Below are 24,263 nucleotides of genomic sequence, written 5' to 3'. Positions count from 1 at the left end.
CGCTCAGGCGGCGCCGCGGTGGCCGAGCCGCGCCGACAGATCGGCGGCGCCGCGGACCACCAGGGCCTCCAGTTCGGCACGCCGCCGGCCGTTCCACCGGATGGTGGGCACCGAGATGCTCAGCGCCGCGACCACCCGGCCCGCGCTGTCGCGCACGGGCGCGGCCACACAGCTCACGTCCGGGTTCGACTCCCGCTCCTCGACCGCGATGCCGCGTGCGCGGATCCGCGCCAGCGCCTCGCGCAGTTCGTCCGGCGAGGTGATCGAGTTCTCCGTCATCGCCCTCAGCGGCTCACCACCGGGGCCGGGCAGCCGCGTGCCCAGCTCCTCCTCCGGCAGCGAGGCCAGCAGCATCTTGCCCACCGCGGTGCAGTGTGCGGGCAGCCGCCGCCCGGCGGCGGAGACCATGCGCACCGCGCGGGTGCTGTCCACCTTGGCGATGTAGATGACGTCCGTGCCCTCCAGAACGGCCACGTGCACGGTCTCGTCACAGGTCTCGGCGACCTCACCGGCCACCCGCCGGCCCTCGGCCGCGAGGTCGAGCTGCTCGGCGTAGCGGCTCCCGAGCTGGTAGTTCCGCACCCCCAGCCGGTAACGTCCGGGCTGCTCGGGCACGGGCACCAGGTACGAGCGCGCGGCCAGGGTGGTCACCAGCTCGTGGACGGTGGTGCGGGGCAGCCCCAGCCTGCGGGTGATCTCCGGCGCGGACAGGACGCCGTCCCCGTCGAGGAAGAGCTCCAGGATGTCCAGCGCCCTGTTCACGGCCGGTACGAGACGCCCCATCGCCGTCCTCCCCCTTCTCCCGGGCCGTACGGTCCGGGCCTTTCGGCGTTCGACATCCCGAAGAACGACCGGAATGACGGACACAGGCTAGTCACAGCCCGAACCGGGCGGCAACGTACCCGCGGCCGTATCGCCTTCCGCCGGCAGGCATGAACGGCGCCGGACGTGGGATTCGTGAAGCCATGCCGGAGACCGCGTCGAGCAGGCCGCCCGAGAAGCCGGGGAAACCGGGCAAGGCCCCGGGGAGCGGGCCGGGGCCCGCCGCGGCGGACCGCCATGTCCCCCTGAGCCACCCGGAGAAGGTCCTCTATCCGGAGACCGGCTTCACCAAGGGCGACGTCGTGGACTACTACACCGCCGTGGCCGAGGTGCTCCTCCCCCAGCTGCGCGACCGCCCGGTCTCCTTCGTCCGTGCCCCCGGCGGTGTGACCAGCCGGCCGTTCATGGCCAAGCACGTACCGCCCGGCACCCCGGACTGGGTCACCGTGTGCGAGGTGCACCGGGTGGACGGGAGCACCGACCGGCAGGTCGTCGTGCAGGATCTGCCGACCCTGCGGTGGGCGGCCAACCTGGCCGCCCTGGAACTGCACGTCCCGCAGTGGCGCCTCCCCCACGAGGGAAGGGCGGACCGGCTGGTGTTCGACCTCGACCCCGGCGCGCCCGCCACGGTCGTCGAGTGCTGCGAGGTGGCCCTCCGGCTGCGCGACGAACTGGCCGCGGACGGCCTGGAGTCGTACGCCAAGACCTCCGGCGCCAAGGGGCTGCACCTCCTCGTCCCGCTGCGGCCCACCGACGCCGCGGCGGTGGCCGGCTACGCCGAGCGGCTGGCCCGCGAGGTGTCCGGGGCCCTGCCGGAGCTGGCCGTGCACCGGGTGCCCAAGCACCTCCGCACGGGGCGGGTCTTCATCGACCACAGCCAGAACGCCTGGACGCGCACCACGGCCGCCCCGTACACGCTGCGCGCGAAGTCCCGGCCGACCGTCTCCACCCCGGTGACATGGGACGAGGTCGCCGGCTGCGCACAGCCCGGCGACCTCGTCCACACGGCCGGCGACGTCCCCGCCCGGCTGGACCGGTACGGCGACCTGCTCGCCCCGCTGCTCGACCCCGCCCGCGCGGGACGGTTGCCGAACGGCGGCTGAGCGCCCCGGGGACCGGGGCCGGGCCGGGCCGGGGAACGGCCTCAGGTGCCGCTAGGTGTTGCTCGTGCCCCAGTCGTCGTCGAACGGCGTGCGCTGCTCGACCCGGCTGCCGCGCAGGGTGCGCACCTTGTCGGACACCGTGCCCGGCAGCCGGTCGCCCATCCGCTCGGACACCGTGCCGAAGGCCTTGGTGGCCATCTCCCGCCCGTTGTGCGTGGCGGTCTCGTAGGCGTTGCGCACGGCGGGGTTCTCGGCGAACTGCCGGGCGCTCTTGCGCAGCTTCTCGTACCGCTCGCGCCCGGCCCGTGTGCCGAGCACGTACCCGACGGCCACTCCTACGACGAACGTGAGCCGGTAGCGCATGGCTCCACCCTCTTCCTCAGGTATCTCCCTGCGCGCCCCTTCTCCCGGGACGCGCACTGCCGGTCTGCGGCGGACATCCCACGAGTACCCCAAGGCACGGGGCGAATACCGATTTCGGAGCACCCCCCGGCATGCGCTACTGTATTGCCCACAGCGAGGGAGCGCCCCCGGGAGACCGGCCGGGCCTCCCGGCAGAGCAGTCCCCTGTAGCTCAATTGGCAGAGCAGCCGGCTGTTAACCGGCAGGTTACTGGTTCGAGTCCAGTCGGGGGAGCACCTCGAAGAGGCCCCGCGAGGGGCCTCTTCTTCAGTTTCTTCCGTGTTCTTCTTCTGTGCCCCCGCCGTGTTCTCCCGCACCGGCCGACCCGCGTCTCTCCCCTTCGCCCGTCCGGGTGGCGCCCGTTCCCCCGGTGCCCGCGGGCCCGGTCCGGCCCGGCCCCACCCCGGCACGGGCGGGAGATCGTATGAGCGGCTATGCTGCGGCAGACGGCGCGCACAGTTGTGCGTGGCGCGCCGTCCCGGGGCGGTAGCTCAGCCGGTTAGAGCAGCGGACTCATAATCCGTCGGCCGTGGGTTCGAGTCCCACCCGCCCCACCCACGACGACCAGCGGTAACGTTCCGACGGGTCTCCGAGCGACGGAGCGATCCCCTCCGAATCCCCTCCGCGCCCCTCCCAGCCGGGGTGGAGAAGATCATCCTGGAGGCTGTGAAGCAGGTCACGCAGCGGCTTCCGAGATGAGACGATGAGCCCTGTGCCGGAGGAGCCACCACAGAGACGTCGCCGGGCCCTGGTCTGGGCGGTCAGCGTGGCAACAGTTGTGCTTGTTACCGCTGGGGCGTTCACCGCAGGTCGCCTGACAGCAGTAGGCTCTGAGGCCGACAGCGGCACAGCCGCCTGCGAAGACGCGGAGCAGGCGTTCATGGATGCTTTCGAAGAGGCTCAGCGGTATCAGCCTGACCCCGAGGACCCCTACAGGGACGCCGATCCAGACCAGGCACGGCACCATGCCAGCATCGCCGCGAACGTCGTACTGCAGAACCCCGAGTGCTTCGACGCGAAGACTCGGGCCACCGTCCAGACGTTCCTCGACGCCGTGCAGCAGTAAGACCTACTCCTCGTCGGCCGTAGGCGGCTGCTCCACCACGAACGTGCCCTTGCCGCGCACGGTGATCACGAGCCCGCGCTCCCGCAGCTCTCTCACAGCACGAGCGGCTGTCATCCTCGCCACCCCGTAGAACGCGGCGAGATCCAACTCGCCAGGAATCCGCATCCCGGGTTGCAGCTCTCCCTTGGAGATGCGCCCCGCGATGTGGTCGGCGATCACCATGTACACGAGCTGAGCCCCGCGCGGGTCGATCACCGGCTTGTCGTTCTCGTCCATAGCGGCAACCATATTGCGCCCCTGACCTGCAAAGACACATGTAGGGCTCCCATGATTCCTATAGTGCCCTATATGGTTAGGCCGAACGGAAGAACCCCCGCGCCGGGGCGGACCGGCCGGGGGCATGGCCACCAGCTACACAGGAGCTGACGACATGAGTGACTCTATCGACAGCCACCCGTACGCATGTGCGTCCGTTGTGAGCACGCCGTGGACTGCCGGCCGTGCACCAACAACACCTGCGACATGGGCCGAGCCCTCCAGCAGGTACACCGCGCAACCCGCAAGTAGCCGGTAGACGCCTCTACGGCCAGAGAGCAGCGAACCCCCGGTCCCTTTGCCTCAGGACCGGGGGTTCGCTCGTTACGTGGCCGCCTAGCTCAGCCGCTGTCCGTTCCTGCCGGACAGCGCGTCCCGCAGCCGGGCCGGGGGCCGCTCCTCGGGCGTCTCGCCGGACACGGGACGGTAGGTCTCCTGGGTCCTGTGTGCGTCGGTGCCGAACTCAGAGGGTTCGTAGTCCCTCCACGCTCCGGGGCCGATCTTCCGTGCTGTCATGATCACCTCCTCCGAGAAACGCTACGGCGGAGTCGGTCTCTGGCCCGGTCGAGACCCAGGCGTCCACGCGGGCCGTCCGGTACGTCCGTCACGGTCAAGCCGGACACGGACCTTCTGGCCACGACCGACGCCGCGGGAAGCTGAGCCGTACTCCCGCTGCTGCACGGCAGGACCGTGAGCCGCGCGAAACATGTCGTCGAGCCGACGACAGTGGTCGACGCGCACCACGGCGGCACCTGACCGGTCAGCCGGGCAGGGTCGTCGGCCGGCCGGACACTCTGCGAGACGCCCCCCACTCACATGGTCGGGTGGGCGTCTCGCCGGTGACGGCATGGGCCGGGTCCGGGGCATGGAGGCGGGGCACCAGACACACCGGCCGGTATCGGAGTGGAGATCACGGGCGAGGGCCCGTCGTGCACACCGTTCGCCGTGGGCACCTCGACATGGCGCGGAATGACAGGCCCGTGCCGCGTTCCACGTGGCACGGGCTCGGTACTGGACCTTGCAGTCGCTGCAAGGCCGAGGATGGCGGCATGTTGTCGATCAGTGATTTCAGCGAGATGTGCGACCTGCCGACACAGACACTTCGGTACTACCACTCCGAAGGCATGCTCGTCCCGGCCGGTGTCGACGAGCGGACCGGCTATCGCTCCTACACGTTCGGGCAGGTCGAACGGGCCATGCTGATCACTGTCCTGCGCGGCACGGGTATGAGCGTGACGCTCGTCCGACGCGCTCTCGATCGACCGGGCGAGGCAGTGATCCTCTTGCGGCAGCACGTGACGGAGGTGCGACAGCAGCGTCACGAGTCGGTCCTGTGCCACGTGGATGAGATGACCGTGGTGTCGAAGCTGGTGCCGCTGCTAGTCACCGCCGCCAGCGTCTCCGACAACGCCGGCGGAATCCGCTTGCTCTCGACCACTGCCGAAGGCCGCCCTCGCGTCACGAAGGCGTGGGTCGACAGCGGCTACCGCACCAAGGCCATCGATCACGGCGCCACTCTCGGCATCGACGTCGAAGTCACCCGCCGCGACCCCGCCCAGAAGGGCTTCAATATGATGCCGCGGTGCCGGGTCGTCGAGCGGACCCTGGGTCGGCTCATGCACCACCGCCGCCTCGCCCGCGATTACGAAACCCACCCACACCGCTCCGAAGCGATGATCTCCCTGATGAGCCGCGTGCTCACCCGAGAAACGACCACGAACTGGAAGGACTCGTAACCGCCAGGCCACGCTGACCCGCGCCCCGGTACGTAGGTGTACGCGTTGTGGCAGTAGAGGCGTCTGCCGGCGGCGTCGTCGCGCAGCATTCGCCTGGCCCGAAGTGGTTTTCGTCTGACGGGTATGGCCTCGCCGAGAGCGCCCGCCAGGCGGGATCGGCCGTGAAATTCCGGTGAACCCTCCCACCCCACGGGATCGGCCTTTTTGCCCAGGCCAGAGCCGGTGTAGCTGCAGAGGCGTGAGACATGCTGGTGCGGATCTCGCAGCATTCCAACGGCAAGGCGCGCCTGGTGACGGAAGTGGTCGTGACGGCGCCCCAGGGGGAAGGCGCCCTTGAGGCCAGCCGCCATCGGGAGAAGGCGATGGAACAGGCACGGAACCACCCGGCGTGAGCTGACCGGGGCGGCATGGTCTCACCCCAGGGTGACGAGCGCCTCGCGCAGTTCGAGGGTAGGTGTGAAGCCGTACGCGGCGCGGACAGCACCCACGAGCAGGGTGATCCAGGCATCAGCGAGGGCGTCGATCTCGACCGGGCGGCCGTTACGCAGCCAAAGCAGGGACATCTCGTCGCAGGCGGCACCGAACCCCCGTATAGACAGCAGCAGAACGGGGTCGTCGGCGTCGAGGCCGAGCACTGCGCAGATGTCCCGGACCCCCTCCTCCCGTGTCGCCTCGAAGGCCGTCGACGCCACGTCGGTTCCCTGCGTACGACGCAGGACGAGATTGAGCGCGGCGTCTTCATGCGAGGCCAGAAAGCGTAGATGCGCGACGAAGTGCCGACGCAGCCGGTCGGGGACGGGCCCGTCCGACTCCAACTTCGTTGCCGCCTTGAGCTGCTGGTCGACCTCGCGCACGACCTCTGCGTAGAGGCTTTCCTTGCCCTTGAAGTGGTGGGACAGCAGCCCGTGAGCGACACCCGCCGTACGGGCGATGTCCCCGACGGTCACCTCCCCGTAAGGGCGCCGGGAGAAGTGCTCCAGCGCGGCGCGCAGCAGCTTCTGGCGCGTTTCCTGAGCTGCCACCTGCCGACGGGTCGGCGGCTTTTCTGCTTCGGGTGCGGTCACGTCGACCCCTTCTCGGCGGCGGCCATGTCGTCCTGCAGCGTATGTGAGGGGGTGAGCAGGGCCCTACATCGGCAGTATTTCTTGACTAACATTCAATGACTTGCATTCAACACATTGCTGCGGCGGGCCACTCGGGCGGCGCCGCGGAGAAGGGACCGCGATCATGGCTCCCAGCTCACCGCTCCCCGACAAGGATGATCCGGTTTGGAGTTCCACCAACGGCTTTGCCGCAAGGACGAAGGCGTCACTCGGCTCACGGAGCACGAGACGTTCGCCGTCAAGGTCACTGGCGAGGCGGCGGACGGTGCTCGCGTGTTCATGAGCGGGCTCGTCGAAGCGGGGCACGGCAAGGTGTCGCACATTCACTCGAAGGAGGACGAGACGTTCTACGTGCTCACCGGGGAGTTCGAATTCCTCAACGGAAACCAGAGGTTCACTGCATACCCCGGTGAATTCATCTACATACCCAAAGGGACCCGGCACGCCTTTCGAAACGTGGCGCAGGAACCGGCCCGCCTGCTCGTCTTCTACACCCCAGCAGGGCCCGAGGCCTTCTTCCTGAACTACGGCTCGACGGACGGCCCCCCGGAGCCTTGGGCCCAGGAGGAGCTCGATGAAATGATTGATGCCATCGGCGCGCACAACATGGCGCTCCTGCCCGGAGATGACTGGCACTGACCTCCTAGCCACGGCGCTGTCGGAAATCAGTCACGCTCTCCTACCACCAACAGAACACTCGGATGCAAGGCGCCGTGGAACGCGCGCCGAACGGCACCGCCCCCTTCGATGACTCGATCGTTGCGGACGCCGTAGACGAGGAGGCCGCCACGGGCGTTGGCCATGGCGGTGACATCCTTGGCGAACTCCGACCAGAGACCAGCCTCAGGCTTCGTCGGCAGGACACGTTTCCAGTCGAGATCGCTTCCCTCTCCGTCGATCCCTCGCGCAGCCCGCTCGATCATCTCGAACGTTGAAGGCCCTGGCGGAAGGCTGAGTTCTTGTTGGACACGGGTCCATGAGCCGGCCATCGCCCCAGCATAGAAAGGTCGATCGCTGCGCCGCTCAGGAATCTCACTTCCGGGTGATGCCGGGCACAACGTAACCTCTGATATGCAAGCACACGACGCCTACCGTCCGGTATCCGTGACGGCCGCGCCCTGTGATTCAGACCCACCCTGACCCCGACCCGGCGTCACCACATCACCGCTGCCGGGCGCCCTCGACCACGGCCGGCTCCATCCGCTGAGCCAGTCCCTCTCCGCTGAAGTGTGCGTGACACAGGACGCCACACCACCATCCGCTTTATCCGCCTCCGCGACACCTGGAGCCCCCACAGCGGCCGCGTGACCCCGCGGCCTCATGCCACGTGCACCGCTGCCCAATCTGGGGCCAGCTGCCGCAGTTCGGAGCGCGCCGCCGGTACCGAGTGGGTGGTGCTCCAGCGCGGGCGCCGACACCGCCACGCGGACAGGCGCAGCAGGCGGCGGCGCAGCGCGGTGGTGTCGCCATGCCTGGGCCTGACGGTTGGCCGCTGCTGTGTTTCGACCGCTTGCCGATCCTTCCGGCACTCCTATACCCAGCGGCCTGCGGACGCCGGGGTCGCCCCCGACATGCTGCGCGATCTGATGGATCACTGGAACTTCAATACAGCGATGGGCTCCTACACGGTCTCGCAGGGAGTAATCCCTCTCGCCTGCCCTCGCGCTGCTACACAGCCGAGGGGAGACCGCGATCGGCCCGATACGGGACGGAGGCCTGCCGGAGGAATGACGGGTTCATGATCCTCGTCGGAAAGGGCGGCCGGGCGTCGGCCGTCCCACGAGTCCGCCGGGGCCGCGCCCGGTGGCAGACGGAAGTGAGTCCACCTTGCGCAAGTCAGTGAGCCGACGGGCGGTCAGGTCCCTCGCGGGTGTCTTCACGTTGGGAACCGTGTTCGCCATGGCGCCCGCCGCCTCGGCGATCGTCGGTGGAGTGCCGGTACCGGACGGCGAGCGGCCCTTCGTCGTACAGATCGAGCAACAGGGCGACGACGGGGCCTGGTCACACTACTGCGGCGGAACACTCATCCACAGCCGCGTTGTCGCCACCGCGGCGCACTGCGCCAGGTTCGCCGAGCAGGGCAGGGTCAAGATCCGGCTGGTCCTGGGGCGGGCCGACTCGAACACGCCCGGCGGAACGGTGGTGACCGACGAGCGCTTCTCCGTCTACAGCCACCCCGCCTTCGACCCCACGACCAACACGGACCTGGGGCTCATCGTGCTCGACAGCGCGGTCGGCCAGCCTCGCGCGGCCCTGCCACCACTGGGAACCCAGCTGCGGCCGGGGCTTCTCGTGCACACCGCCGGTTGGGGACGTACCAATCTCGTCGATCCGAACAAGCCGTCCCGTATGCACGAAGTGAAGTTGCCCGTCAACAAGTTCGACACGGAGGGCGGTGCTTGGGACAAGGAGTTCATCTGCGCGGGCACCGCCGAATCCCGGGTCGGCCCCGGGGACAGCGGGGGACCACTGTTCGATACGAAGTCCTCCGGCAGAACAGTCGTGTACGGGCTCGTCACCGGCGACACGAACACTTGCACCGGGCTCTTCACGAACCTGGCCGACCCCGCCATCTGGAAGCCGTTCCACGACCCGCTCGCCTCTCATGGGCTCGGGCACGTCATCCCGGACTGAACCACACGGGTGGCGTGCTGGGTGAAGGCGCCTCTCTCGGGGGGCTTCACCTGGATTCGCTTCTCCCAATGGATCGGCGCTCTCCGGCTGTGCCGGTCACGCAGACCGGCCTCGCCCTCCGCAGCGAATCGGCGCAACCACTGTGAGCCGTGGGTCGGGGTATGCCCATCTCTGCCGCCACATGTGCGACCGGACGGCCGGAACGCACCCGTTCGACCAGCAGTCGTTTGCCGTGAACGGTCAGACGGACGTTCGGTGGGACACGAAAACCGTCTAGTTCAGTCCTCGACACCCCACCACGCCTCAGGTCTTCGCCATGATCAAGACCCGGCGCTTCAATAACGCTCGTGATCAATACATCCAGGCCCGTCTCCGCTGATTCGGGCGGCCCGTCGTCATTGAGGGGTCTCTGCCGTCTTCTGCGCCATCCGGGTGGACGAGGCCGGAACAGAGATCGCTGATACGCGCCCGATACACGGTTGAGTCGGGGCGGAGGCACGGTTCTGGCAGGGTGAGAGAGCAGCCCCCGAACCTACCTCCGGACGGAAAAGATGCCCGCTTCAGCAGCCGACGGGGGCGCGCCCGTGTCCATGCCCGCGCCCGTGACGATCCTGCTCGTCGAGGACGACGAGGTGATCCGCAGATCCGTCACGATGGCGCTGGAGCGCTATGGCTACCGCGTCACCGCTGCCGCCGACGGCCTGACCGGACTCGAACTGTTTCGGGAGGGCCGGCACGACGTGCTGTTGCTGGACGTGATGCTGCCCGGTCTCGACGGCATCGGGCTGTGCCGCCGGATCCGGGAGACCAGCGTGGATCCCGTCCTGATGATGTCAGCGCGCGGCGACGCCCTGGACGTCGTCTCCGGCCTGGAGGCAGGGGCCGACGACTACGTGGTCAAGCCCGTCGACACCGCAGTGCTGGTGGCCCGGATCCGTTCGCTGCTGCGGCGGGCCACATTCACCCCGGCCCCCGGCCCGGCGGCCGGGCCTGTAGCCGATCCTCCGGGCCTGTCGGACCGGTCGGGGAGGCCCGGCCGTGACCGGCACGCTCGGCTCTTCTTCGGCGACCTGGCCATCGACACGGGCGGCCTGGAGGTGTTCCGGGCCGGCGAACCGGTCGCGCTGGCCCCCACCGAACTGCGGCTGCTGCTGGAATTCGCCGCGAACCCGGGCATCGTGCTGGACCGGCAGACCCTGCTGCGCAACGTGTGGGACTACGGCTGGGACGGCGACAGCCGCGTGGTCGACCTGTGCGTGCAGCGCCTGCGGAAGAAGATCGGGGCCGAGCGGATCGAGACCGTCCGCGGCTTCGGCTACAAGCTGCGGCGCTGACGTGGAGACCGCACACGCGCTGCCGCACTGGCGTTCGCTGCGCTGGAAGATCGCGCTGCTCGTCACCGTGGCGTGCTGTGCCGTCGCGGTGACCGTCGGGCTGCTGGTCCACCGCAGCACCCTGGAACGGTCGATGAACGATGGTGCGGCCAAGGCACTGACCCAGTTGTCCGTCGCTGTGGAGGACTACGAACGGGACGGCGTGCCGCCCGACGGCCTGGTCGTCTCGCCCGGGGAGATGCCCGAAGAACTACTGCGCCGCCTCCAGGACCGGCAGGGCAGGGCGGTCGGCTCCGTCACCTGGTACGACGGCGATACCCCCGGCGACCACCCCTCGATGTGGGCCGCGCAGACCCTCCGTGGCGCTCCCGTGGCGGTGAGCGCCGACATGACCTCCGACCTGCTCACCCGGCGGGCGCTGGACCGGCACATGTGGAAGTACTCCCTTGCGGCGCTGGCGGTCGTCGTACCGCTGTCGGTGCTCGCCGCCGAGTTGCCGAACCGGAGGCTGCGCCGGGTGGCGCGGACCGCCCGCCGGATCGCCGGGGGCGACCTGACCGCCAGGACCGCGGCCGGTGGCCGAGGCGGTGACGAGATCACCGAGATCTCGGCCACCGTCGACGCGATGGCCGACAGTCTGCGCGAACGTCTGCTGACCGAGCAGCGCTTCACCGCCGACGTCGCCCATGAGTTGCGTACGCCACTCATGGGCTTGGTGACCGCGAGCGAGCTGCTTCCCGAGGGCGAGACCACCGACCTGGTGCGTGACCGGGTGGGGGTGCTGCGGACGCTGGTGGAGGACCTGCTGGAGATCTCCCGGCTCGACGCGGGCGCCGAGCGCGCCGAACTCAGGCCCGTACCGCTCGCCGAGATGGTCGGAGAGTCCGTGGCCCGCACCGGGCTGGACACGCGGTTCACCGCCACCGGTGACCTGTCGGCGGAGACCGATCCGCGCCGGCTCGACCGGATCGTCGCCAACCTCGTCGTCAACGCCCACCGGCACGGCCGCACCCCCGTCGAGGTCGAGGTGGCCGGGGCGGCCGTGACCGTACGGGACCACGGCCCGGGCTTCCCGGCGGAGCTGCTCGCGGACGGCCCGCAGCGATTCCGAACGGGTGCGTCGGAGCGCGGCCACGGGCACGGCCTTGGGCTGACCATCGCGCTGGGGCAGGCGCGGGTCATCGGGGCGTCGCTGGAGTTCGCGAACGCTCCCGACGGCGGGGCGCTCGCCACCCTCCGGCTGCCGCCCGCGGGCTGACGCCGAACGGCCGATACCGAACGGATGCCCGGCCGAGCGGTGCCCGACCCGTGGCCGAAGCCGCACGGAGATCCGCCCCGCGGAAGGTGGTCGACGTGCGTGAACGCCGCGCACCCGCCCCCTTGAAGGTGCCCCCCATGTCACCGATTCCCTTTTCCGGAGATCCCGGCGCAGGCCAGGCCCAGCCCTCGTGGTCCACCGGATCATGGCTCCCGCCCCGCCGGTACGACCGGTCCGGGCGGCGCTTCACGGCCGGCCTCGCCGCCGGAGCCACTGCACTGGTCGCCCTGGCGGTCCTCGCCGTCGACGTGCTCACCTCCGGCAACAGCCCGGGAACCGTCGCGGGTTCGCTACCACGGCCGGTGGAGGGGCAGACGAGCGTGGTGGTCAAGGGCCTCGGCGCCCACGGTGACCTCGGTACGCGGGGCGAGCGGACACCGGTGCCGCTCGCCAGCGTCACCAAGGTGATGACCGCCTACGTGATCCTCCGCGACCGTCCGCTGCGCGCGGGCGAGGACGGCCCCCTCGTCACCGTCGACAGGACCGCCGCGAACGAGTCCGTCTCGGCCGTGGAGTCGAGCGTGCCGGTCGGAGAGGGTATGCGGTTGAGCGAACGACAGCTGCTGGAACTGCTGTTGTTCCTCTCCGGCAACAGCATCGCCCGGCTGCTGGCCCGCTGGAACGCCGGCTCGCAGGAAGCCTTCGTCACGAAGATGAACCGGGCCGCCCGTGACCTGGGCATGCGCCACACCACCTACACCGGCGCCAGCGGCATCGAACCCACGACCACCAGCACCTCGGCCAACCAGGTGAGGCTGGCCCGCCGAGTAATGCGCGACGAGGTGTCCCGGACCGTCGTCGCCATGCCCAGCACCACCGCGCCCGGTGCGCCCGGGACGTTCCGCAACACCAACACCCTGCTCGGCACGGCGAGCGTGGTCGGCCTCAAGACCGGCTCCGGCACTCCCGCCAGCGGCGCCCTGATGTGGGCGGCCACCGCGTCCGACAAGGACGGCCGGGAACGGTTGGCCCTTCGAGGGGTGCTGCACCAGCGCGGCGGCACTGAACCCCAACAGGGGTTGCGGGCCGCTCTCGCCACGAGCCACGCGCTGATCGAAGGCATACGGCGATGGCTGTCGACGACCTCGCCCGGAACACGGTGAGACAGCCGTGACAAACTCCCTCGACACCGCGCCCGCCCGGCCGGAACCCGATTCCGTCCGCCCGCGGGACCAGGGCACCGGCATCCGGCGGCCGCCGCTGGTCCTCGGCTCGCTCGCGGTCCTGGCCACGCTGGTAATGATGGGCCACGCCCTCATCCCCAACCGGGTCGGCCGTCTCGGCAGCCTCGTCGAGACCTTCCTGCCCTGGACGGGCCTGGCCGTGCCGCTGCTGCTCCTGTGCGCCCTGGCTCGCCGGTCCAGGGCCGCCGGGCCCGTGGCCGTGCTGCTGCCGGCCGTCGTCTGGTGCTCGGTCTTCGGCGGGACACTCGTCGACAAACGGGAGGACGGCGGCAACCTGACCCTCGTGACGCACAACGTCAACGAAAGCAATCCGAGGCCGGTGCGCACCGCCCGTGCCCTGGCCGCATCCGGCGCCGACGTGGTGGCTCTCGAAGAGCTGGGCGGCCCGTCGACAGCGGCGTACGAGAGGACGCTGGCCGACACCTACCCGTACCACTCCGTGCAGGGCACGGTCGGTCTGTGGAGCAGGTATCCGGTCGCCGACGCCCGTGCGGTCGACATCGCGCCCTGGCCACGTGCCCTGCGCGCCACCGTCCGCACGCCCGAGGGACCGGTCGCGGTCTTCGTCGCCCATCTGATGTCCGTCCGCTTCACCGCCGGCTCGGGGTTCACCTCCGACGCACGTGACGCGGCCGCGCGGCGACTCGCCGCCGCCGTGCGCGCCGAGCCACTTCCCCGCACGATCCTCGTGGGCGACCTGAACGGCACGACCGGCGACCGGGGACTGTCCGGGCTCACCTCCCAACTGCGTTCAGTTCAGGCCGAGTCGGGCGCGGGGTTCGGCGCCAGCTGGCCGGCCTCGTTCCCGGTGGTCCGGATCGACCACATCCTCGTACGCGGTGTGGAGCCGCGGTCCGCCTGGGCCCTCCCAGCCACCGGCAGCGACCACCTGCCGGTGGCGGCGTCGGTGCGGGTGTGAGCGCGGGCTTCCGGAACGGCAGCCGCGCTCCTCGCTGTCGCGCTAGGTCAGCGTCCGGGGGGTGAGCGGTGGCGCGAAGGCCCACCGGGGGTGAGGAAGCGAGCACCCGTCTTGTCCATCGGGCTGAGGTAGACCATCGCCGTGAACCAGGGCGCGGCCTGCTCCGGGTGCTTCAGCCGCAGCAGCGTCGCGTAGGTGTAGAGGGCACAGTGCGCGGGCCGGTTGTCGAGGTCGCCGTGGAGCAGGACGTCGCGGAAGGGGTAGGGGAGGGGCTGCTGCAGGACGTAGACCGCGGCGGCGACCCAGGACAGGGCGGCCTCCAGGTCGCCGCCGGCGAGATCCGCCTCGCTTTCCAGGTCGGTTGGGTCGAAGGCGTCGTCCTGGTCGGTGAAGCCGGCCAGCTCGTAGGCGGTGGCGGTGTAGGCGTCGAGGTCGCGGGGGTGCCTCTATATCGTTCGTCAATCCTGTGCTGTCGGTCTTGGTCATGCGGCGAGGGTGACGGCGGGGGTTCGGGGTTCGTAGAGGGTCCCGTCGCGGAGCATTGCGAACAGGACGCTGATGCGCTGGCGTGCGAGGCGGAGAAGGGCTTGGGTGTGGGTCTTTCCGCGGGCGCGTTGCTTGTCGTAGTAGGTGCGGGAGGCGGGATCGGCGTTCATGCAGGCGAAGGCGGCCAGGAACATGGCCCGTTTGAGCTGCCGGTTTCCGCCCTGGGGTGCGTGTTCGCCGTGGATCGAGGTTCCCGAGGACTTCGTTGTGGGGGCCAGGCCCGCGTAGGGGGCGAGGTGGGCGGCGGCGGGGAAGCTGGCGCCGTCACCGACGGTGGTCAGCAGGACTGCGGCGGTCCTGACGCCGACTCCGGGCATCGAGGTCAGGACCCGGGAAAGAGGGTGGGCCTCCAGGAGGGTGTTGATCTGTGCTTCCAGAGCTCGGCGCTGTTCATGGACGGCGGCGAGCGAGCGGGCCAGGGAGGGGACCACGATGTCGAGGGTGGCGGTCCCAGGGACCACGACGGTCTGTTCGTCGAGGGCGGTGAAGACGTCGTCGACCAGTCGGGTGGCCATGCGCGGGGCCTTGGGGCGATGAGCTCGATGTGTCTGCGGCGGCCGGCTTTGCGCAGGGCGTCCGGGGATCCGTACGTTCCAGCAGCCAGGTGACGGCCTGGTGGTCGAGACGGGGGCGCAGGACGCGTTCCAGGCTGGGGTGGAACTGGGTGAGCAGGGCCGCTGCCGGACGCCGTCCGGCAGATCACGACTGCGGCCAGGAGGCGTCGGTTCGCGGCCGTCGCGGTGTCCGGTGAGCCTGTCCAGAGCGGGGCCGGCTCGCCCGTCGTTCGACGGGCGAGCCGGCCCTTCACCGCTTGCGGCCGCCGAATCGGCGACGTCACAGGCGAACCGGCAGTTCGGCCTTCCCATTGAAGATGAAGGTGGGCAGCGGCTGCAGATCTGCGGGCGATTCGGCCAGCTTCATGTACGGGAAGTAGCTGAACAGAGCCTGCAGTGCCACGGAGGCTTCGATGCGTCCCAGGGGTGCGCCGATGCAGTGGTGCACTCCATGGCCGAATGCCACATGTTCCTTGTTCACGCGGTGCACGTCGAACACTTCGGTCGTGCCTCCGTGGACCTTCGGATCGCGTCCCCCGGCCCCGAATCCCATGATCACAGGATCGCCCTGACGAATCACTGCGCCCTCGCCGAGATCGATGTCCTCGACGGCGTACCTGAGAGGCATGTGCTGCACGGGGGCATCGAAGCGCAGCGTCTCCTCGACGACTGCGGACCATGTCGTCTCGCCACTCTTGACCGCGGCCAGTTGTTCCGGATTGCGGAGCATGTTGTACACGGCATTCGTGATGAGTTCGGTGGTCGCCGGAACGCCGCCGGCAATGGTGACAGCCAGAGCCAGCACTCGCTCCTCATCTGTCATGTCTGCCTGAGCCAGCGTGGTAGCCATGTCCTCTCCGGGGGCGTTCTTCTTCCCCGAAAGCAGCCTCGCGAGGTATCCCATCGCGGACTCGAGCTGGGCATTCGCCTGGTCTGCGTCCTCGGTAGGGCTGAGGAGGTTCCGCATGGCGCCCGTGGCTTCCGGCCACTCCGCCTCCGGAACGCCGAAAAGGTCACACAGGGTGTCGTAGGCGATGACCTGCGCATACTTCGCGCGGATGTCAACCAGGGAGCCGGGCGCTCCAAGGGAACCGAGATGCAGCGGCACCCTCCGACCGAGATTTTCCCTCAGCGTTTCCAGACGCTCGGGTGTGAACGCCCCTTCCATGATCTCCCGCAGTCGATGGCGATCCGATCCATAGGCGTTGAGGACGGTGGGCGAGATGAGAAAGGGAGCGAGGGGCCAGCCCTCGGGAATGTCCGGGAGCCCAGGCCAGTGCTGCTGCGCGTCCCGCGACAGTCGTCCGTCGTCGGAAAGCTGCTTCAGCAGCTCATACCTCGTCACCGACCAGGCGATCACGCCACCGGGCAGCTCAACCCGGACCGCGGGGCCGAGCGACTGAAGTTCAGCAGCGTCTTCACGGAGAGAACGACCTGTGTGATCGAGCGGAAACACTTCGGCTGTCATGAGCTAATCCTTGTTGCATCGTGAATCACGAGAGGGGCTGATACGGCGGATTTTCGTCGGCCGACCGTGCGCGGCAGACCGCGACACGGTCACAGTTGCTCGAGGACCGGTCGACCGGTGTCTTCCCGACGGCTACGGCGACTTCCGTCAGTGGTTTTCGGTTCTCCCGGTCTTGGTGCAGCAACCGGGACAGTGGCCGCTCACCGGCCCGGATGCACTCGGCCGCGCGAGTGCTTCAGTCGCATCGATAGTGCAATATGCAATATATTGCATACGAATCAGTAACGTCAAGGAGTATCCGACTCACCGTTCCCAGCCGGCGGGTACCGGACAGCTGGGACGGCGGCCCCTTTCGAGGGGACCACGCCATGGCTGCCCACGGTCCTGCCGGGCCGACGTTCCGCAACACACGACGCCCCCTGTCATGGAGAAAGCTCGCCGGTGTCGCCGTATCCCCGCCTGTTCTGAAGACGGGGGAATGCGGCATCAAGAACTCGCCCGCGACCACCCCCCGCCTCCCTCTCAGCGAGGGGTTCCCGCGTACTTGCTGTGCTCGAAGCGCTGCCGACCAGCTCACCCTCTCGCCGCCCGACGCGGTGAGGACAATCATGGCCGCGAGCAGTGGCGTGGCCGTCACTATGATCAAGGAACTGAACGGCACCGTGGACTGGTCGCTGTCCGACCGCGTTCGCGACGCAATTCTGGGATACGTCATCGATAGGACGACCACTCCGTAACGCCACTGCGCCACTACCCAACGGCGGACCGGCAGTTGCCAGCGTGCGTCTCGGGCGCGATACCGATGTCCGGCAACTCACCGCGCCGCCGCGGCCAGCGAGATGTCGGGGCCCGGGTGCAGGGACAGCAGTCTGAACAGCCGAGCCGTGGCGGGCGTCAATGCCTTGTAGGACCAGGTGAACACAGCCCGTACGTCAGTCGTGCTGCCGGGCTCCGCATCGGTGAAGGAATCGAGGCTTCCCCATCCCTCGCGCAATTCCTCCGCCAGACTGGCCAGCGGGAAGGCGGAGCGTATCGCAGCTCTAGGGCGCACTTCGGGGACGTGAGCCGTCGGCCGCCGGGCAGGCATACCGATTGCCGGCGCGCCCAGGCCACTCCATCGGCGCATCAAGCAGGAGGCGACCCGCGGGGAACATGCTGTGGGTAACCTGAGTAACATCCCCGATCGAGGGTTCGACTCACGGCAAACGCCGCCTCCCCCCGTCGTCGCCGACCACCCGTCAGCCGAAAGTCGTCGACGGAGCGGACACGGTGTCGCACGTACGGCACTCTCACCGGCTTACAACGGTCGGCGAACCCAAGATCACTCCTGGTTGCCCTCTGTTCGTACGCGCCGTGCCTGACTCGGCGACTGCCTCACCTCGCTGGTACCGGGCCGCTCCGCCGTGCATGTCGACGGTGCGGCCGGTCGGCCAGAGAACACCTGCGGGATGGGCTCCCGAAGCGGCGGTCCCCTCGCGGGGTGACGATGAGCATCGTGCCGCGCTCGACCAAGACGTGGGTCCGGTCGAGTGCGGCAACGATGGGGGAGCATCGTGACCCCCGCGCCTGCGGGTTGCGACTTTGAGTACCTCACCCGACTGACGGCAACCTCGCGAGGTGCGTAGCCCGTCGGCGTCACCGTCGATGGACTGGCAGATGGGCCCGGTCTGTCGCTGTCAGTTGGTGAGGGCGGGGTAGTCGGTGTAGCCGGCGGCGTCGCCGCCGTAGATGAGTTCGGGCCGCAGTTCGTTGAGCGGGGCGTCGTCGAACAGGCGTTGGGGGAGGTCGGGGTTGGCAATGAAGGGTCGGCCGAAGGCGATGGCGTCGGCCCAGCCGGCGCGCAGGACGCGGGCGCTCTTGTCGGCCGTGTAGTTTCCGGCGGCGATGATGACACCGTTGAACGCCTCCCGGAGCTTGATGCGGAAGTCGTCGTCGAGTTCGGGACCGTCCGCCCAGTCGGGCTCGCACAGGTGGAGGTAGCCCAGCTCCCGGCGGCTGAGTTCGCTGGCGATGTGCAATCCCATCTCCAGGCCGTCGGAGTCGTCGAGTCCACCGAACTTGATCATGGGGGAGATCCGCATGCCGACATGGGCCGCGTCCCAGGCGTCCACGACGGCGTCGACCACTTCGAGGGCGAGGCGGGCACGGTTGACGAGGTTGCCGCCGTACTGGTCGTCACGGTGGTTACTGCTGATGGACATGAACTGCTGCAGGAGGTATCCGTTGGCGCCGTGGATCTCGACCATGTCGAATCCGGCGCTGCGGGCGTTGACGGTGGCGCGGCGGAAGTCGTCGACGATACCGGCCAGTTCCTCGGTCGCCAGGGCACGCGGGGTCGGGGAGTCGGCCGTGATGAGTGTTCCATCGGGGCCTTCGATGGTGGTGGTTCCGCTGAAGGGCAGGGCACTGGCGGAGACGCCCGGTTCGCCGCCCTGGAACGTGGGGTGGGTGACGCGGCCCACGTGCCACAGCTGCAGAGTGATCTTTCCCCCTTTTTCGTGAACGGCATCGGTGATCCGGCGCCATCCGGCGATCTGCTCGGCGGTGTGGATACCGGGCGTGGCGAAGTATCCTTTGGCCTGGGGGCTGATCGGTGAGCCTTCGGTGACGATCAGGCCCGCCCCGGCGCGCTGGGTGTAGTACTCGCGCATCAGGTCGGTGGGAACGTCGCCGGGTTGGGCGGCGCGCATACGGGTCATGGGAGCCATGAACACGCGGTTGGCCGTGGTGAAAGCCGGCAGGGTGAGTGGGTCACGCAGAGTAGACATGGTTGTCCCTTCGGACGGGGCCGACTCCGAAAGTGCCGACCGTCCGTGATCGGTGTCGTTTGGGGGTTGTGACAGAGGCCGTGTGACGTCAGCGGTTCAGCGGACGCCCCAAGCGTCGAGGAGCGCCTCTACCGCCCCTCGGACCGCGGCCGGGTAGCGGCCGGTGAGCAGCGCGTAATCGGCGGCGCCGGTGTGCAGAACCACGAGCTGTTCAGCCACCGCTTCCGGATCGAGGGCTCCAGCGATTTCTGCCTGGCGCCGGACGTAGGCGTGCAACTGGCTCTTGTGGAAGCACGCCTGCCGCACCGCCGGGTGCGAGGGGTCCCGGAACTCTGTGGCGATGTTCACGAAGAAGCACCCGGAGAACTCCGGCGCCTCGCAGTAGGCGCGCTGCGCGTCGAAGACTCCCAGCAGCCGCTCCTGCGGTGAGGCGTCATCGCTTTCGTCGGGGAAATCCCGCACGGCCATGTCGTCGCAACGGTCCAGGACCTCCGCGAGGAGCGCGTCCTTGGAACGGAACTGCTTGTAGAGGGTCTTCTTGGAGATGCCCAGTTCGGCGGCCAGGCGATCCACGCCCACAGCATGGAACCCCTCGCGATGAAACAGGCTGGTGGCGTGAGCCACCAAACGAGTCCTGGTGTCCTCAGTCGGCATGATGTAACCATAACACATTTGGAAACAGATCTGTTTCCCTGTGTGCTGCGACTCTCAGCGGTCAGCCGGTGGTGTCCCGGGCCGCCGCGTCGATGAGCTTGGAGACGGCGCGGGGGTGGGAGACGGTGACGGCGTGGGAGGCGTCGATTTCGGTGGTGTGGGAGTTGGCGCGCTTCGACATGAAGCGCATCGAGTCGGCGGGGATCGCGAGGTCCTGGGTGGTGATGAGGCTCCAGGAGGGGATGGTCTTCCAGGCGGTCTTGGTGGCCGTGTCGTCGAGGGCGGCGGAGGTGATGGGCCGCTGGGTGGCTGCCATCAGCTTCGCGGTGTTCCTGGAGACGTCGGCAGCGAAGACGGCGCGGAACTTGTCCTGCTGGATGTAGAGGTCGGTGGCGGTGTCGCCGTCGGGCTGGGGGACGGTCACGCTGTGGAGAGCTTCGCCGAGCTGGCCGCCGGGGAACTTGGCGGCGAGGGCGGAGGTGCTTTCGCCGACGTCGGGCTGGAAGCTGGCAATGTAGACGAGTGCCTTGACGTTGTCGGCTCCGTCCGCGGCTTCGCTCAGGACGGAGCCGCCGTAGGAGTGGCCGACGAGGACGACGGGGCCGGGGGTGCTGTCCAGGAGGCTGCGCAGGTAGGCGGCGTCCTCGTGCAGGCCGCGCAGGGGGTTGGCGGGAGCGATGACCGGATATCCCTCACGCTGGAGGTTCTTGATCACGCCGTTCCAGCTCGAGGAATCCGCGAACGCGCCGTGCACCAGGACAATCGTCGGCTTCTCGGCCGCCGGGCGGTGGTGGTGGGTGGCGCTGGTGGCGGAGGCGCCGGCGGTTGCGAGGAGAGCGGTCGCCGCGATGCCGCCCGCGACGCTGGCGGCGACGGCGGCGCGCCTGGCGAGGGAACGATGCGGTGAGGTCCTGTTCATGGCGGATTTCCTTCCGGAATGAGAGGCGGTTCTGGGGGCGGGCTGGACAGCCGTGCATCCAGGTCGCGCCGGTCCGATGCTGCCGCGCCGGTCCAGTCAATGAGGCGACCATGAGTACAACATGCAATATATTGCATTCTTGGGCAGGGTCAAGGCCTGTCCCGAGAGAAGGTGTCCACAACGCAGGTGATCCCGCTCCAGGTGGCGACGTGCGGGATCCCGGACTCGCAAAGGCGCCGACCGCCCCGGAGGTTCGGCCGGTGCCAGCGCCAGCGCTGGCACAGTCGCACTCGGCGGGCGCGCCGTACGGCAGGACCAAGCGGCTGCCTCTCGCAGGAACCAGCAGCCACGGCGCCAGGGGGAGGCGGAGGGGCGAGGGTGCGGCAGGACGGGAGCTGAAGGATCTGATCGACGCCTGGCGCTGCATAACAGGTCACCGCATCTGACGAGCCGGCGGTAACAGATGAGGGTGCAGGCGATGCTGGTGAAGGCCAGGAAGTGGCTGGCTTTCCGCTCGTAGCGTCGGTGGAGGTGTCGGCATCCGGCGAGCCAGGCCATGGTGCGTTCGATGGTCCAGCGGTGCCGGCCCAGCCGCTGACTGGAATCCGTCCCCTTGCGGGCGATCCGGGGTGTGACGAGTCGGTCGCGTAACCATCGCCGCAGGTGGTTGTAGTCGTAGCCCTTGTCGCCGTGAAGCTTTCCGGGCCTGCGCCGTCGTCGGCCGCGCCGGGAGCGGATCGGCGGTATGCCCTGCACCAACGGGATCAGGGCCTGGCTGTCACGGACGTTGCCACCCGAGATGCCGACGGACAGGGATAGACCGCTCCGCTCGGTGATCAAGTGGATCTTCGAGCCGTTGTTGGACAAGCCTCTGCTCAACAGCGAACCGAAAGTTGCGAGAGCTGTTCGACAAGCTCCGGGCCATGCACGGAACGGTGCTGGTGGTCGTTCGACCAGCCGGCTTCCATCGGGGCCCTGCCGCTGGCGGTCGCCCGGGATGCGGGATGTCAGGTCGCCTACCTGCCCGGACTGACGATGCGGCGGATCGCCGATCTTTACCCCGGTGAGGCCAAAACCGGCGCCCGCGACGCATTCGTCATCGCGGATGCCGCCAGAGCGATGCCCCATACCCTGAGGACGATCGATCCCACTGACGAGACCGTCGCCGAGCTCGCGGTGATCGCAGGATTCGACGACGACCTTGCGGGTGAGTCCACCCGGATGGCGAAGCGGCTCCGCGGCCTGCTCACCCAGATCCACCCCTCCCTGGAACGGGTCTTGGGCCCGCGCGTCCAGCACCCAGCCGTGCTCAGACTGCTCGACCAGTTCCGGCTCACCCGCCCAGATCCGCAAAGCCGGACGCCGTCGCGTCCTGACCTTGATACGTCCCGAGGCGCCGCGGATGGCCGAGCGGCTGGTCGAGGACCTCTTCACCGCACTCGACGAACAGACCGTCGTCGTTCCGGGCACCGAGGCTGCCGCGCTGATCGTCCCCAGCCTCGCTCCGGTCCGTTCTTGAACAGCGAAGACTCCTCGCCGCCCGAATCGGGGAACTGCTGGAGACCCACCCTCGTTCCCAGGTCCTGATCCCGATGCCAGGCCTCGGGATCAGGACCGCAGCCCGCATCCTCATCGACGTCGGAGACGCCAGCGGCTTCGCCACCGCCGGCCATCTCGCCGCCTACGCCGGCCTTGCGCCCGTAACCCGCGACTCCGGCTCCTCCATCCGCGGCGAACACCCCTCCGAGCGCGGTAACAGACAGCTGAAGAGGGCCTCCTACCTCCCGCGTTCGCCTCGCTCTCCCAGCCCGAGTCACGCACCCACCACGACCGCAAACGCCGCGAGGGAAAACACCACATCACCGCTCTCATCGCGCTGGCACGACACCGCATCGACATCCTCTTCGCCGTGCCCCGCGACGGCACCTTCTACCAGACGCCCACACCGGGCAACGGCTTGACGAAAGCCATAGAGGCACCTTTTCAGGGCCCGCACGTTCACCGAGTCGATTGCACAGCGGGACCGGTCCAACTCGCCACGGGAACCGAGTTCGTCGAGGACCAGGCGCTGAAGCTTGGCCCACACCTGGGCCTTCGACCACTCCGTGAACCACCGGTGGCTGTGGCCCCCGACGGACCGAACGAGGCGGACGGCACCTGCTGCCACGTACAACCCGACGTCGCGACGAACACGATCGCGGCCAGCACCTCCCGGTCTCCGTGCCGGCGCCGGCCACCTCCTTGCGGACGGGTCGGCGCCTCCGGCACCTCCCGCTGGAACAACTCCCACAGCTCATCCGGCGCCAGCCGCTCCACGATCCCCACACCGGCCGACTATCGAACAAGTCAAATGAGATAGCCGGTAAATCCGTTCACCGTCCCACGCCGGTATCTGCTGGGCAGGTGGGCAAGGCTGTGAGCGGTGATGCGGTCGGCGGCAGCGCCCGGCCACCTCTCCCCGCAGTTCAGCCCCGGGCTGGGGGGCTTGGTCCAGGGCGCCGAGGGCCTCACCCAGTTCGGGGGTCGGGGTGAAGCCGTACGCGGCGCGGACGGCGCCCGTGAGCAGGGTGATCCAGGCATCGGCCAGTGCGCGATCTCGACCGGGCGCCCGTAGCGCAGCCAGAGCAGGGTCATCTCGTCGCAGGCGGCACTGAACCCCGCATGGACAGGTGCAGTCCGGGGTCGTCGGCGTCGAGGCCGAGCAGCGCGCAGACGGCCCGGGTGCCTTCCTCCCGTGTTGCTTCGAAGGCCGCTGCCGCTGCGTCGGTTCCCCGAGCGCGGCTCAGGATGAGGTTGAGCGCGGCGTTCTCGTACGAGGCCAGGAAACACAGATGTGCGGTGAAGTGCCATCGCAGCCGTTCGGTGACGGGCCCTTCGGAGGCCAGCCTCGTGGCTTCTCCGAGCTGCTGGTCGACCCTCCGTACCACCTCGGCGTAGAGGTTCTCCTTGTCCTTGAAGTGGTGGGACAGCAATCCGTGCGCGACGCCCGCTGCCTGCGCGATGTCCCCGACGGTGACTTCGGCGTACTGGGGCTTGGAGAACTACTCCAGTGCGGCGATCAGCAGTTTCTGGCGCGTCTCCTGTGCTGCCGCCTGCCGCCGGGTCGGCGGTTTCCCTGCTTCGGGTGCGGTCACGTCGGCCCCTTCCCAGCAGTGGTCGATGTCGTCCGCAGCGTAGGCGAGGGCGGGATGGTCCCCGCGTCGGCACCATTGATTGATTCTTTTTCAATGAATCATCTTCAACATGCGCCGCGGTCGGCCGACCGGCGACGTCGCGAGAAAGGATCATGATCATGACTCTCCGCGTACCGCTCCCCGGCAAGGATGATCCGGTCTGGAGGTCTGCGGCCGCTTCGTCGTTCGCAAGGACGAGGGCGTCATCCGGCTCACCGGACACGAGACATTGAGCTGTTTTCATT

Annotated in this window: 20 protein-coding genes, 2 tRNA genes and 7 pseudogenes; 13 read left to right on the top strand and 16 right to left on the bottom strand. The window is 68.8% G+C overall.

The window, feature by feature from the left end:
• Positions 1–3 precede the first annotated feature (3 nt).
• Positions 4–783: an IclR family transcriptional regulator gene (locus tag V1L54_RS09985; RefSeq protein ID WP_330117558.1), complete on the bottom strand. Its 780-nt coding sequence runs from the start codon at positions 781–783 to the stop codon at positions 4–6.
• Between the two features lie 182 nt (positions 784–965).
• Here V1L54_RS09985 and ligD point away from each other — a divergent pair, with 182 nt between their 5' ends.
• On the top strand, positions 966–1,925 hold the full coding sequence (gene ligD / locus V1L54_RS09980; protein WP_330117557.1) for a non-homologous end-joining DNA ligase: 960 nt from the start codon (positions 966–968) through the stop codon (positions 1,923–1,925).
• Between the two features lie 51 nt (positions 1,926–1,976).
• On the opposite strand, the gene V1L54_RS09975 is transcribed toward ligD, so the two are convergent.
• Positions 1,977–2,288, bottom strand: coding sequence for a YtxH domain-containing protein (locus V1L54_RS09975; protein WP_330117556.1), 312 nt, complete (start codon positions 2,286–2,288; stop codon positions 1,977–1,979).
• 200 nt (positions 2,289–2,488) lie between these two features.
• On the opposite strand from V1L54_RS09975, the gene V1L54_RS09970 reads away from it, so the two are divergent.
• The 3 genes from V1L54_RS09970 to V1L54_RS09960 all read left to right on the top strand — a co-directional run bounded on the left by V1L54_RS09970 (position 2,489) and on the right by V1L54_RS09960 (position 3,393).
• Positions 2,489–2,561 (top strand) — tRNA-Asn (locus V1L54_RS09970).
• 246 nt (positions 2,562–2,807) lie between these two features.
• Positions 2,808–2,881 (top strand) — tRNA-Ile (locus tag V1L54_RS09965).
• A gap of 212 nt (positions 2,882–3,093) precedes the next feature.
• Positions 3,094–3,393 carry a hypothetical protein gene (locus V1L54_RS09960; protein WP_330117555.1) on the top strand — a complete coding sequence of 100 codons (300 nt, stop codon included), beginning with the start codon at positions 3,094–3,096 and terminating at the stop codon, positions 3,391–3,393.
• Positions 3,394–3,396: 3 nt separating this feature from the next.
• Here V1L54_RS09960 and V1L54_RS09955 read toward each other — a convergent pair whose 3' ends face one another.
• The gene (locus tag V1L54_RS09955) at positions 3,397–3,669 is read right to left on the bottom strand and encodes a GntR family transcriptional regulator (RefSeq protein ID WP_330117554.1); all 273 of its coding nucleotides are present in this window, start codon (positions 3,667–3,669) and stop codon (positions 3,397–3,399) included.
• A 375-nt stretch (positions 3,670–4,044) separates the two neighbouring features.
• Positions 4,045–4,224 carry a hypothetical protein gene (locus V1L54_RS09950; RefSeq protein ID WP_330117553.1) on the bottom strand — a complete coding sequence of 60 codons (180 nt, stop codon included), beginning with the start codon at positions 4,222–4,224 and terminating at the stop codon, positions 4,045–4,047.
• Positions 4,225–4,775: 551 nt separating this feature from the next.
• Here V1L54_RS09950 and V1L54_RS09945 point away from each other — a divergent pair.
• A pseudogene (locus V1L54_RS09945) lies at positions 4,776–5,444 on the top strand (MerR family transcriptional regulator); the annotation flags it as partial.
• A 245-nt stretch (positions 5,445–5,689) separates the two neighbouring features.
• On the top strand, positions 5,690–5,836 hold the full coding sequence (locus V1L54_RS09940) for a hypothetical protein (RefSeq protein ID WP_330117552.1): 147 nt from the start codon (positions 5,690–5,692) through the stop codon (positions 5,834–5,836).
• Between the two features lie 21 nt (positions 5,837–5,857).
• Here the strand turns inward: V1L54_RS09940 and V1L54_RS09935 are convergent, their stop codons facing one another.
• Positions 5,858–6,508 (bottom strand): TetR/AcrR family transcriptional regulator, encoded by a 651-nt coding sequence (locus V1L54_RS09935; protein WP_330117551.1) that lies wholly within the window; start codon positions 6,506–6,508, stop codon positions 5,858–5,860.
• A 204-nt stretch (positions 6,509–6,712) separates the two neighbouring features.
• Between V1L54_RS09935 and V1L54_RS09930 the strand changes: the two genes are divergently transcribed.
• On the top strand, positions 6,713–7,186 hold the full coding sequence (locus V1L54_RS09930; protein ID WP_330117550.1) for a cupin domain-containing protein: 474 nt from the start codon (positions 6,713–6,715) through the stop codon (positions 7,184–7,186).
• A 26-nt stretch (positions 7,187–7,212) separates the two neighbouring features.
• On the opposite strand, the gene V1L54_RS09925 is transcribed toward V1L54_RS09930, so the two are convergent.
• Positions 7,213–7,536 carry an AlbA family DNA-binding domain-containing protein gene (locus tag V1L54_RS09925; protein ID WP_330117549.1) on the bottom strand — a complete coding sequence of 108 codons (324 nt, stop codon included), beginning with the start codon at positions 7,534–7,536 and terminating at the stop codon, positions 7,213–7,215.
• Positions 7,537–8,446: 910 nt separating this feature from the next.
• Here V1L54_RS09925 and V1L54_RS09920 point away from each other — a divergent pair.
• On the top strand, positions 8,447–9,181 hold the full coding sequence (locus tag V1L54_RS09920) for a S1 family peptidase (RefSeq protein WP_330117778.1): 735 nt from the start codon (positions 8,447–8,449) through the stop codon (positions 9,179–9,181).
• Between the two features lie 12 nt (positions 9,182–9,193).
• On the opposite strand, the pseudogene V1L54_RS09915 reads toward V1L54_RS09920, so the two are convergent.
• Positions 9,194–9,473: pseudogene (locus V1L54_RS09915) on the bottom strand (helix-turn-helix domain-containing protein); the annotation flags it as partial.
• A 259-nt stretch (positions 9,474–9,732) separates the two neighbouring features.
• Between V1L54_RS09915 and cseB the strand changes: the two are divergent.
• The 4 genes from cseB (at position 9,733) to V1L54_RS09895 (ending at position 13,936) form a co-directional block, all read left to right on the top strand.
• Complete coding sequence (gene cseB / locus V1L54_RS09910; protein ID WP_330117548.1) at positions 9,733–10,515, top strand: two-component system response regulator CseB; 783 nt, start codon at positions 9,733–9,735, stop codon at positions 10,513–10,515.
• Between the two features lies 1 nt (position 10,516).
• Positions 10,517–11,773 (top strand): ATP-binding protein, encoded by a 1,257-nt coding sequence (locus V1L54_RS09905; protein WP_330117547.1) that lies wholly within the window; start codon positions 10,517–10,519, stop codon positions 11,771–11,773.
• Positions 11,774–11,910: 137 nt separating this feature from the next.
• On the top strand, positions 11,911–12,936 hold the full coding sequence (locus tag V1L54_RS09900; protein WP_330117546.1) for a D-alanyl-D-alanine carboxypeptidase family protein: 1,026 nt from the start codon (positions 11,911–11,913) through the stop codon (positions 12,934–12,936).
• A gap of 82 nt (positions 12,937–13,018) precedes the next feature.
• The gene (locus V1L54_RS09895; protein ID WP_443076582.1) at positions 13,019–13,936 is read left to right on the top strand and encodes an endonuclease/exonuclease/phosphatase family protein; all 918 of its coding nucleotides are present in this window, start codon (positions 13,019–13,021) and stop codon (positions 13,934–13,936) included.
• Between the two features lie 482 nt (positions 13,937–14,418).
• Here the strand turns inward: V1L54_RS09895 and V1L54_RS09890 are convergent.
• The 7 genes and pseudogenes from V1L54_RS09890 to V1L54_RS09860 form a co-directional block, all read right to left on the bottom strand.
• Positions 14,419–15,154, bottom strand: a pseudogene (locus V1L54_RS09890) (transposase); the annotation flags it as partial.
• A gap of 162 nt (positions 15,155–15,316) precedes the next feature.
• Complete coding sequence (locus tag V1L54_RS09885; RefSeq protein ID WP_330117544.1) at positions 15,317–16,504, bottom strand: cytochrome P450; 1,188 nt, start codon at positions 16,502–16,504, stop codon at positions 15,317–15,319.
• Positions 16,505–17,318: 814 nt separating this feature from the next.
• Entirely contained in the window at positions 17,319–17,555 is a 237-nt protein-coding gene (locus V1L54_RS09880; RefSeq protein WP_330117543.1) for a hypothetical protein, read from the bottom strand.
• Between the two features lie 625 nt (positions 17,556–18,180).
• Positions 18,181–19,272 carry an alkene reductase gene (locus V1L54_RS09875; protein WP_330117542.1) on the bottom strand — a complete coding sequence of 364 codons (1,092 nt, stop codon included), beginning with the start codon at positions 19,270–19,272 and terminating at the stop codon, positions 18,181–18,183.
• Positions 19,273–19,368: 96 nt separating this feature from the next.
• Positions 19,369–19,926, bottom strand: coding sequence for a TetR/AcrR family transcriptional regulator (locus V1L54_RS09870; protein WP_330117541.1), 558 nt, complete (start codon positions 19,924–19,926; stop codon positions 19,369–19,371).
• 61 nt (positions 19,927–19,987) lie between these two features.
• Positions 19,988–20,845, bottom strand: a complete 858-nt coding sequence (locus V1L54_RS09865; protein ID WP_330117540.1) for an alpha/beta fold hydrolase — start codon at positions 20,843–20,845, stop codon at positions 19,988–19,990.
• 447 nt (positions 20,846–21,292) lie between these two features.
• A pseudogene (locus V1L54_RS09860) lies at positions 21,293–21,700 on the bottom strand (IS5 family transposase); the annotation flags it as partial.
• Position 21,701: 1 nt separating this feature from the next.
• On the opposite strand from V1L54_RS09860, the pseudogene V1L54_RS09855 reads away from it, so the two are divergent.
• A pseudogene (locus tag V1L54_RS09855) lies at positions 21,702–22,793 on the top strand (IS110 family RNA-guided transposase); the annotation flags it as partial.
• 18 nt (positions 22,794–22,811) lie between these two features.
• Here V1L54_RS09855 and V1L54_RS09850 read toward each other — a convergent pair.
• Positions 22,812–23,170, bottom strand: a pseudogene (locus V1L54_RS09850) (transposase); the annotation flags it as partial.
• 305 nt (positions 23,171–23,475) lie between these two features.
• Positions 23,476–23,859 (bottom strand): annotated as a pseudogene (locus V1L54_RS09845) (TetR/AcrR family transcriptional regulator); the annotation flags it as partial.
• Positions 23,860–24,263: the final 404 nt, after the last annotated feature.

Source organism: Streptomyces rubellus (assembly GCF_036323805.1).
Classification (GTDB): Bacteria; Actinomycetota; Actinomycetes; order Streptomycetales; family Streptomycetaceae; genus Streptomyces.
This window is presented reverse-complemented; position numbering and strand designations above follow the sequence as displayed.

What these genes read in the sequence shown, in the direction of transcription:
- V1L54_RS09985 (WP_330117558.1), bottom strand. Translation starts at nt 783, where the DNA reads ATGGGGCGTCTCGTACCGGCCGTGAACAGGGCGCTGGACATCCTGGAG.
- cseB (WP_330117548.1), top strand. Translation starts at nt 9,733, where the DNA reads ATGCCCGCTTCAGCAGCCGACGGGGGCGCGCCCGTGTCCATGCCCGCG.
- V1L54_RS09900 (WP_330117546.1), top strand. Translation starts at nt 11,911, where the DNA reads ATGTCACCGATTCCCTTTTCCGGAGATCCCGGCGCAGGCCAGGCCCAG.
- V1L54_RS09975 (WP_330117556.1), bottom strand. Translation starts at nt 2,288, where the DNA reads ATGCGCTACCGGCTCACGTTCGTCGTAGGAGTGGCCGTCGGGTACGTG.
- V1L54_RS09955 (WP_330117554.1), bottom strand. Translation starts at nt 3,669, where the DNA reads ATGGACGAGAACGACAAGCCGGTGATCGACCCGCGCGGGGCTCAGCTC.
- V1L54_RS09920 (WP_330117778.1), top strand. Translation starts at nt 8,447, where the DNA reads ATGGCGCCCGCCGCCTCGGCGATCGTCGGTGGAGTGCCGGTACCGGAC.
- V1L54_RS09875 (WP_330117542.1), bottom strand. Translation starts at nt 19,272, where the DNA reads ATGTCTACTCTGCGTGACCCACTCACCCTGCCGGCTTTCACCACGGCC.
- V1L54_RS09925 (WP_330117549.1), bottom strand. Translation starts at nt 7,536, where the DNA reads ATGGCCGGCTCATGGACCCGTGTCCAACAAGAACTCAGCCTTCCGCCA.
- V1L54_RS09885 (WP_330117544.1), bottom strand. Translation starts at nt 16,504, where the DNA reads ATGACAGCCGAAGTGTTTCCGCTCGATCACACAGGTCGTTCTCTCCGT.
- V1L54_RS09870 (WP_330117541.1), bottom strand. Translation starts at nt 19,926, where the DNA reads ATGCCGACTGAGGACACCAGGACTCGTTTGGTGGCTCACGCCACCAGC.
- V1L54_RS09950 (WP_330117553.1), bottom strand. Translation starts at nt 4,224, where the DNA reads ATGACAGCACGGAAGATCGGCCCCGGAGCGTGGAGGGACTACGAACCC.
- ligD (WP_330117557.1), top strand. Translation starts at nt 966, where the DNA reads ATGCCGGAGACCGCGTCGAGCAGGCCGCCCGAGAAGCCGGGGAAACCG.
- V1L54_RS09865 (WP_330117540.1), bottom strand. Translation starts at nt 20,845, where the DNA reads ATGAACAGGACCTCACCGCATCGTTCCCTCGCCAGGCGCGCCGCCGTC.
- V1L54_RS09940 (WP_330117552.1), top strand. Translation starts at nt 5,690, where the DNA reads ATGCTGGTGCGGATCTCGCAGCATTCCAACGGCAAGGCGCGCCTGGTG.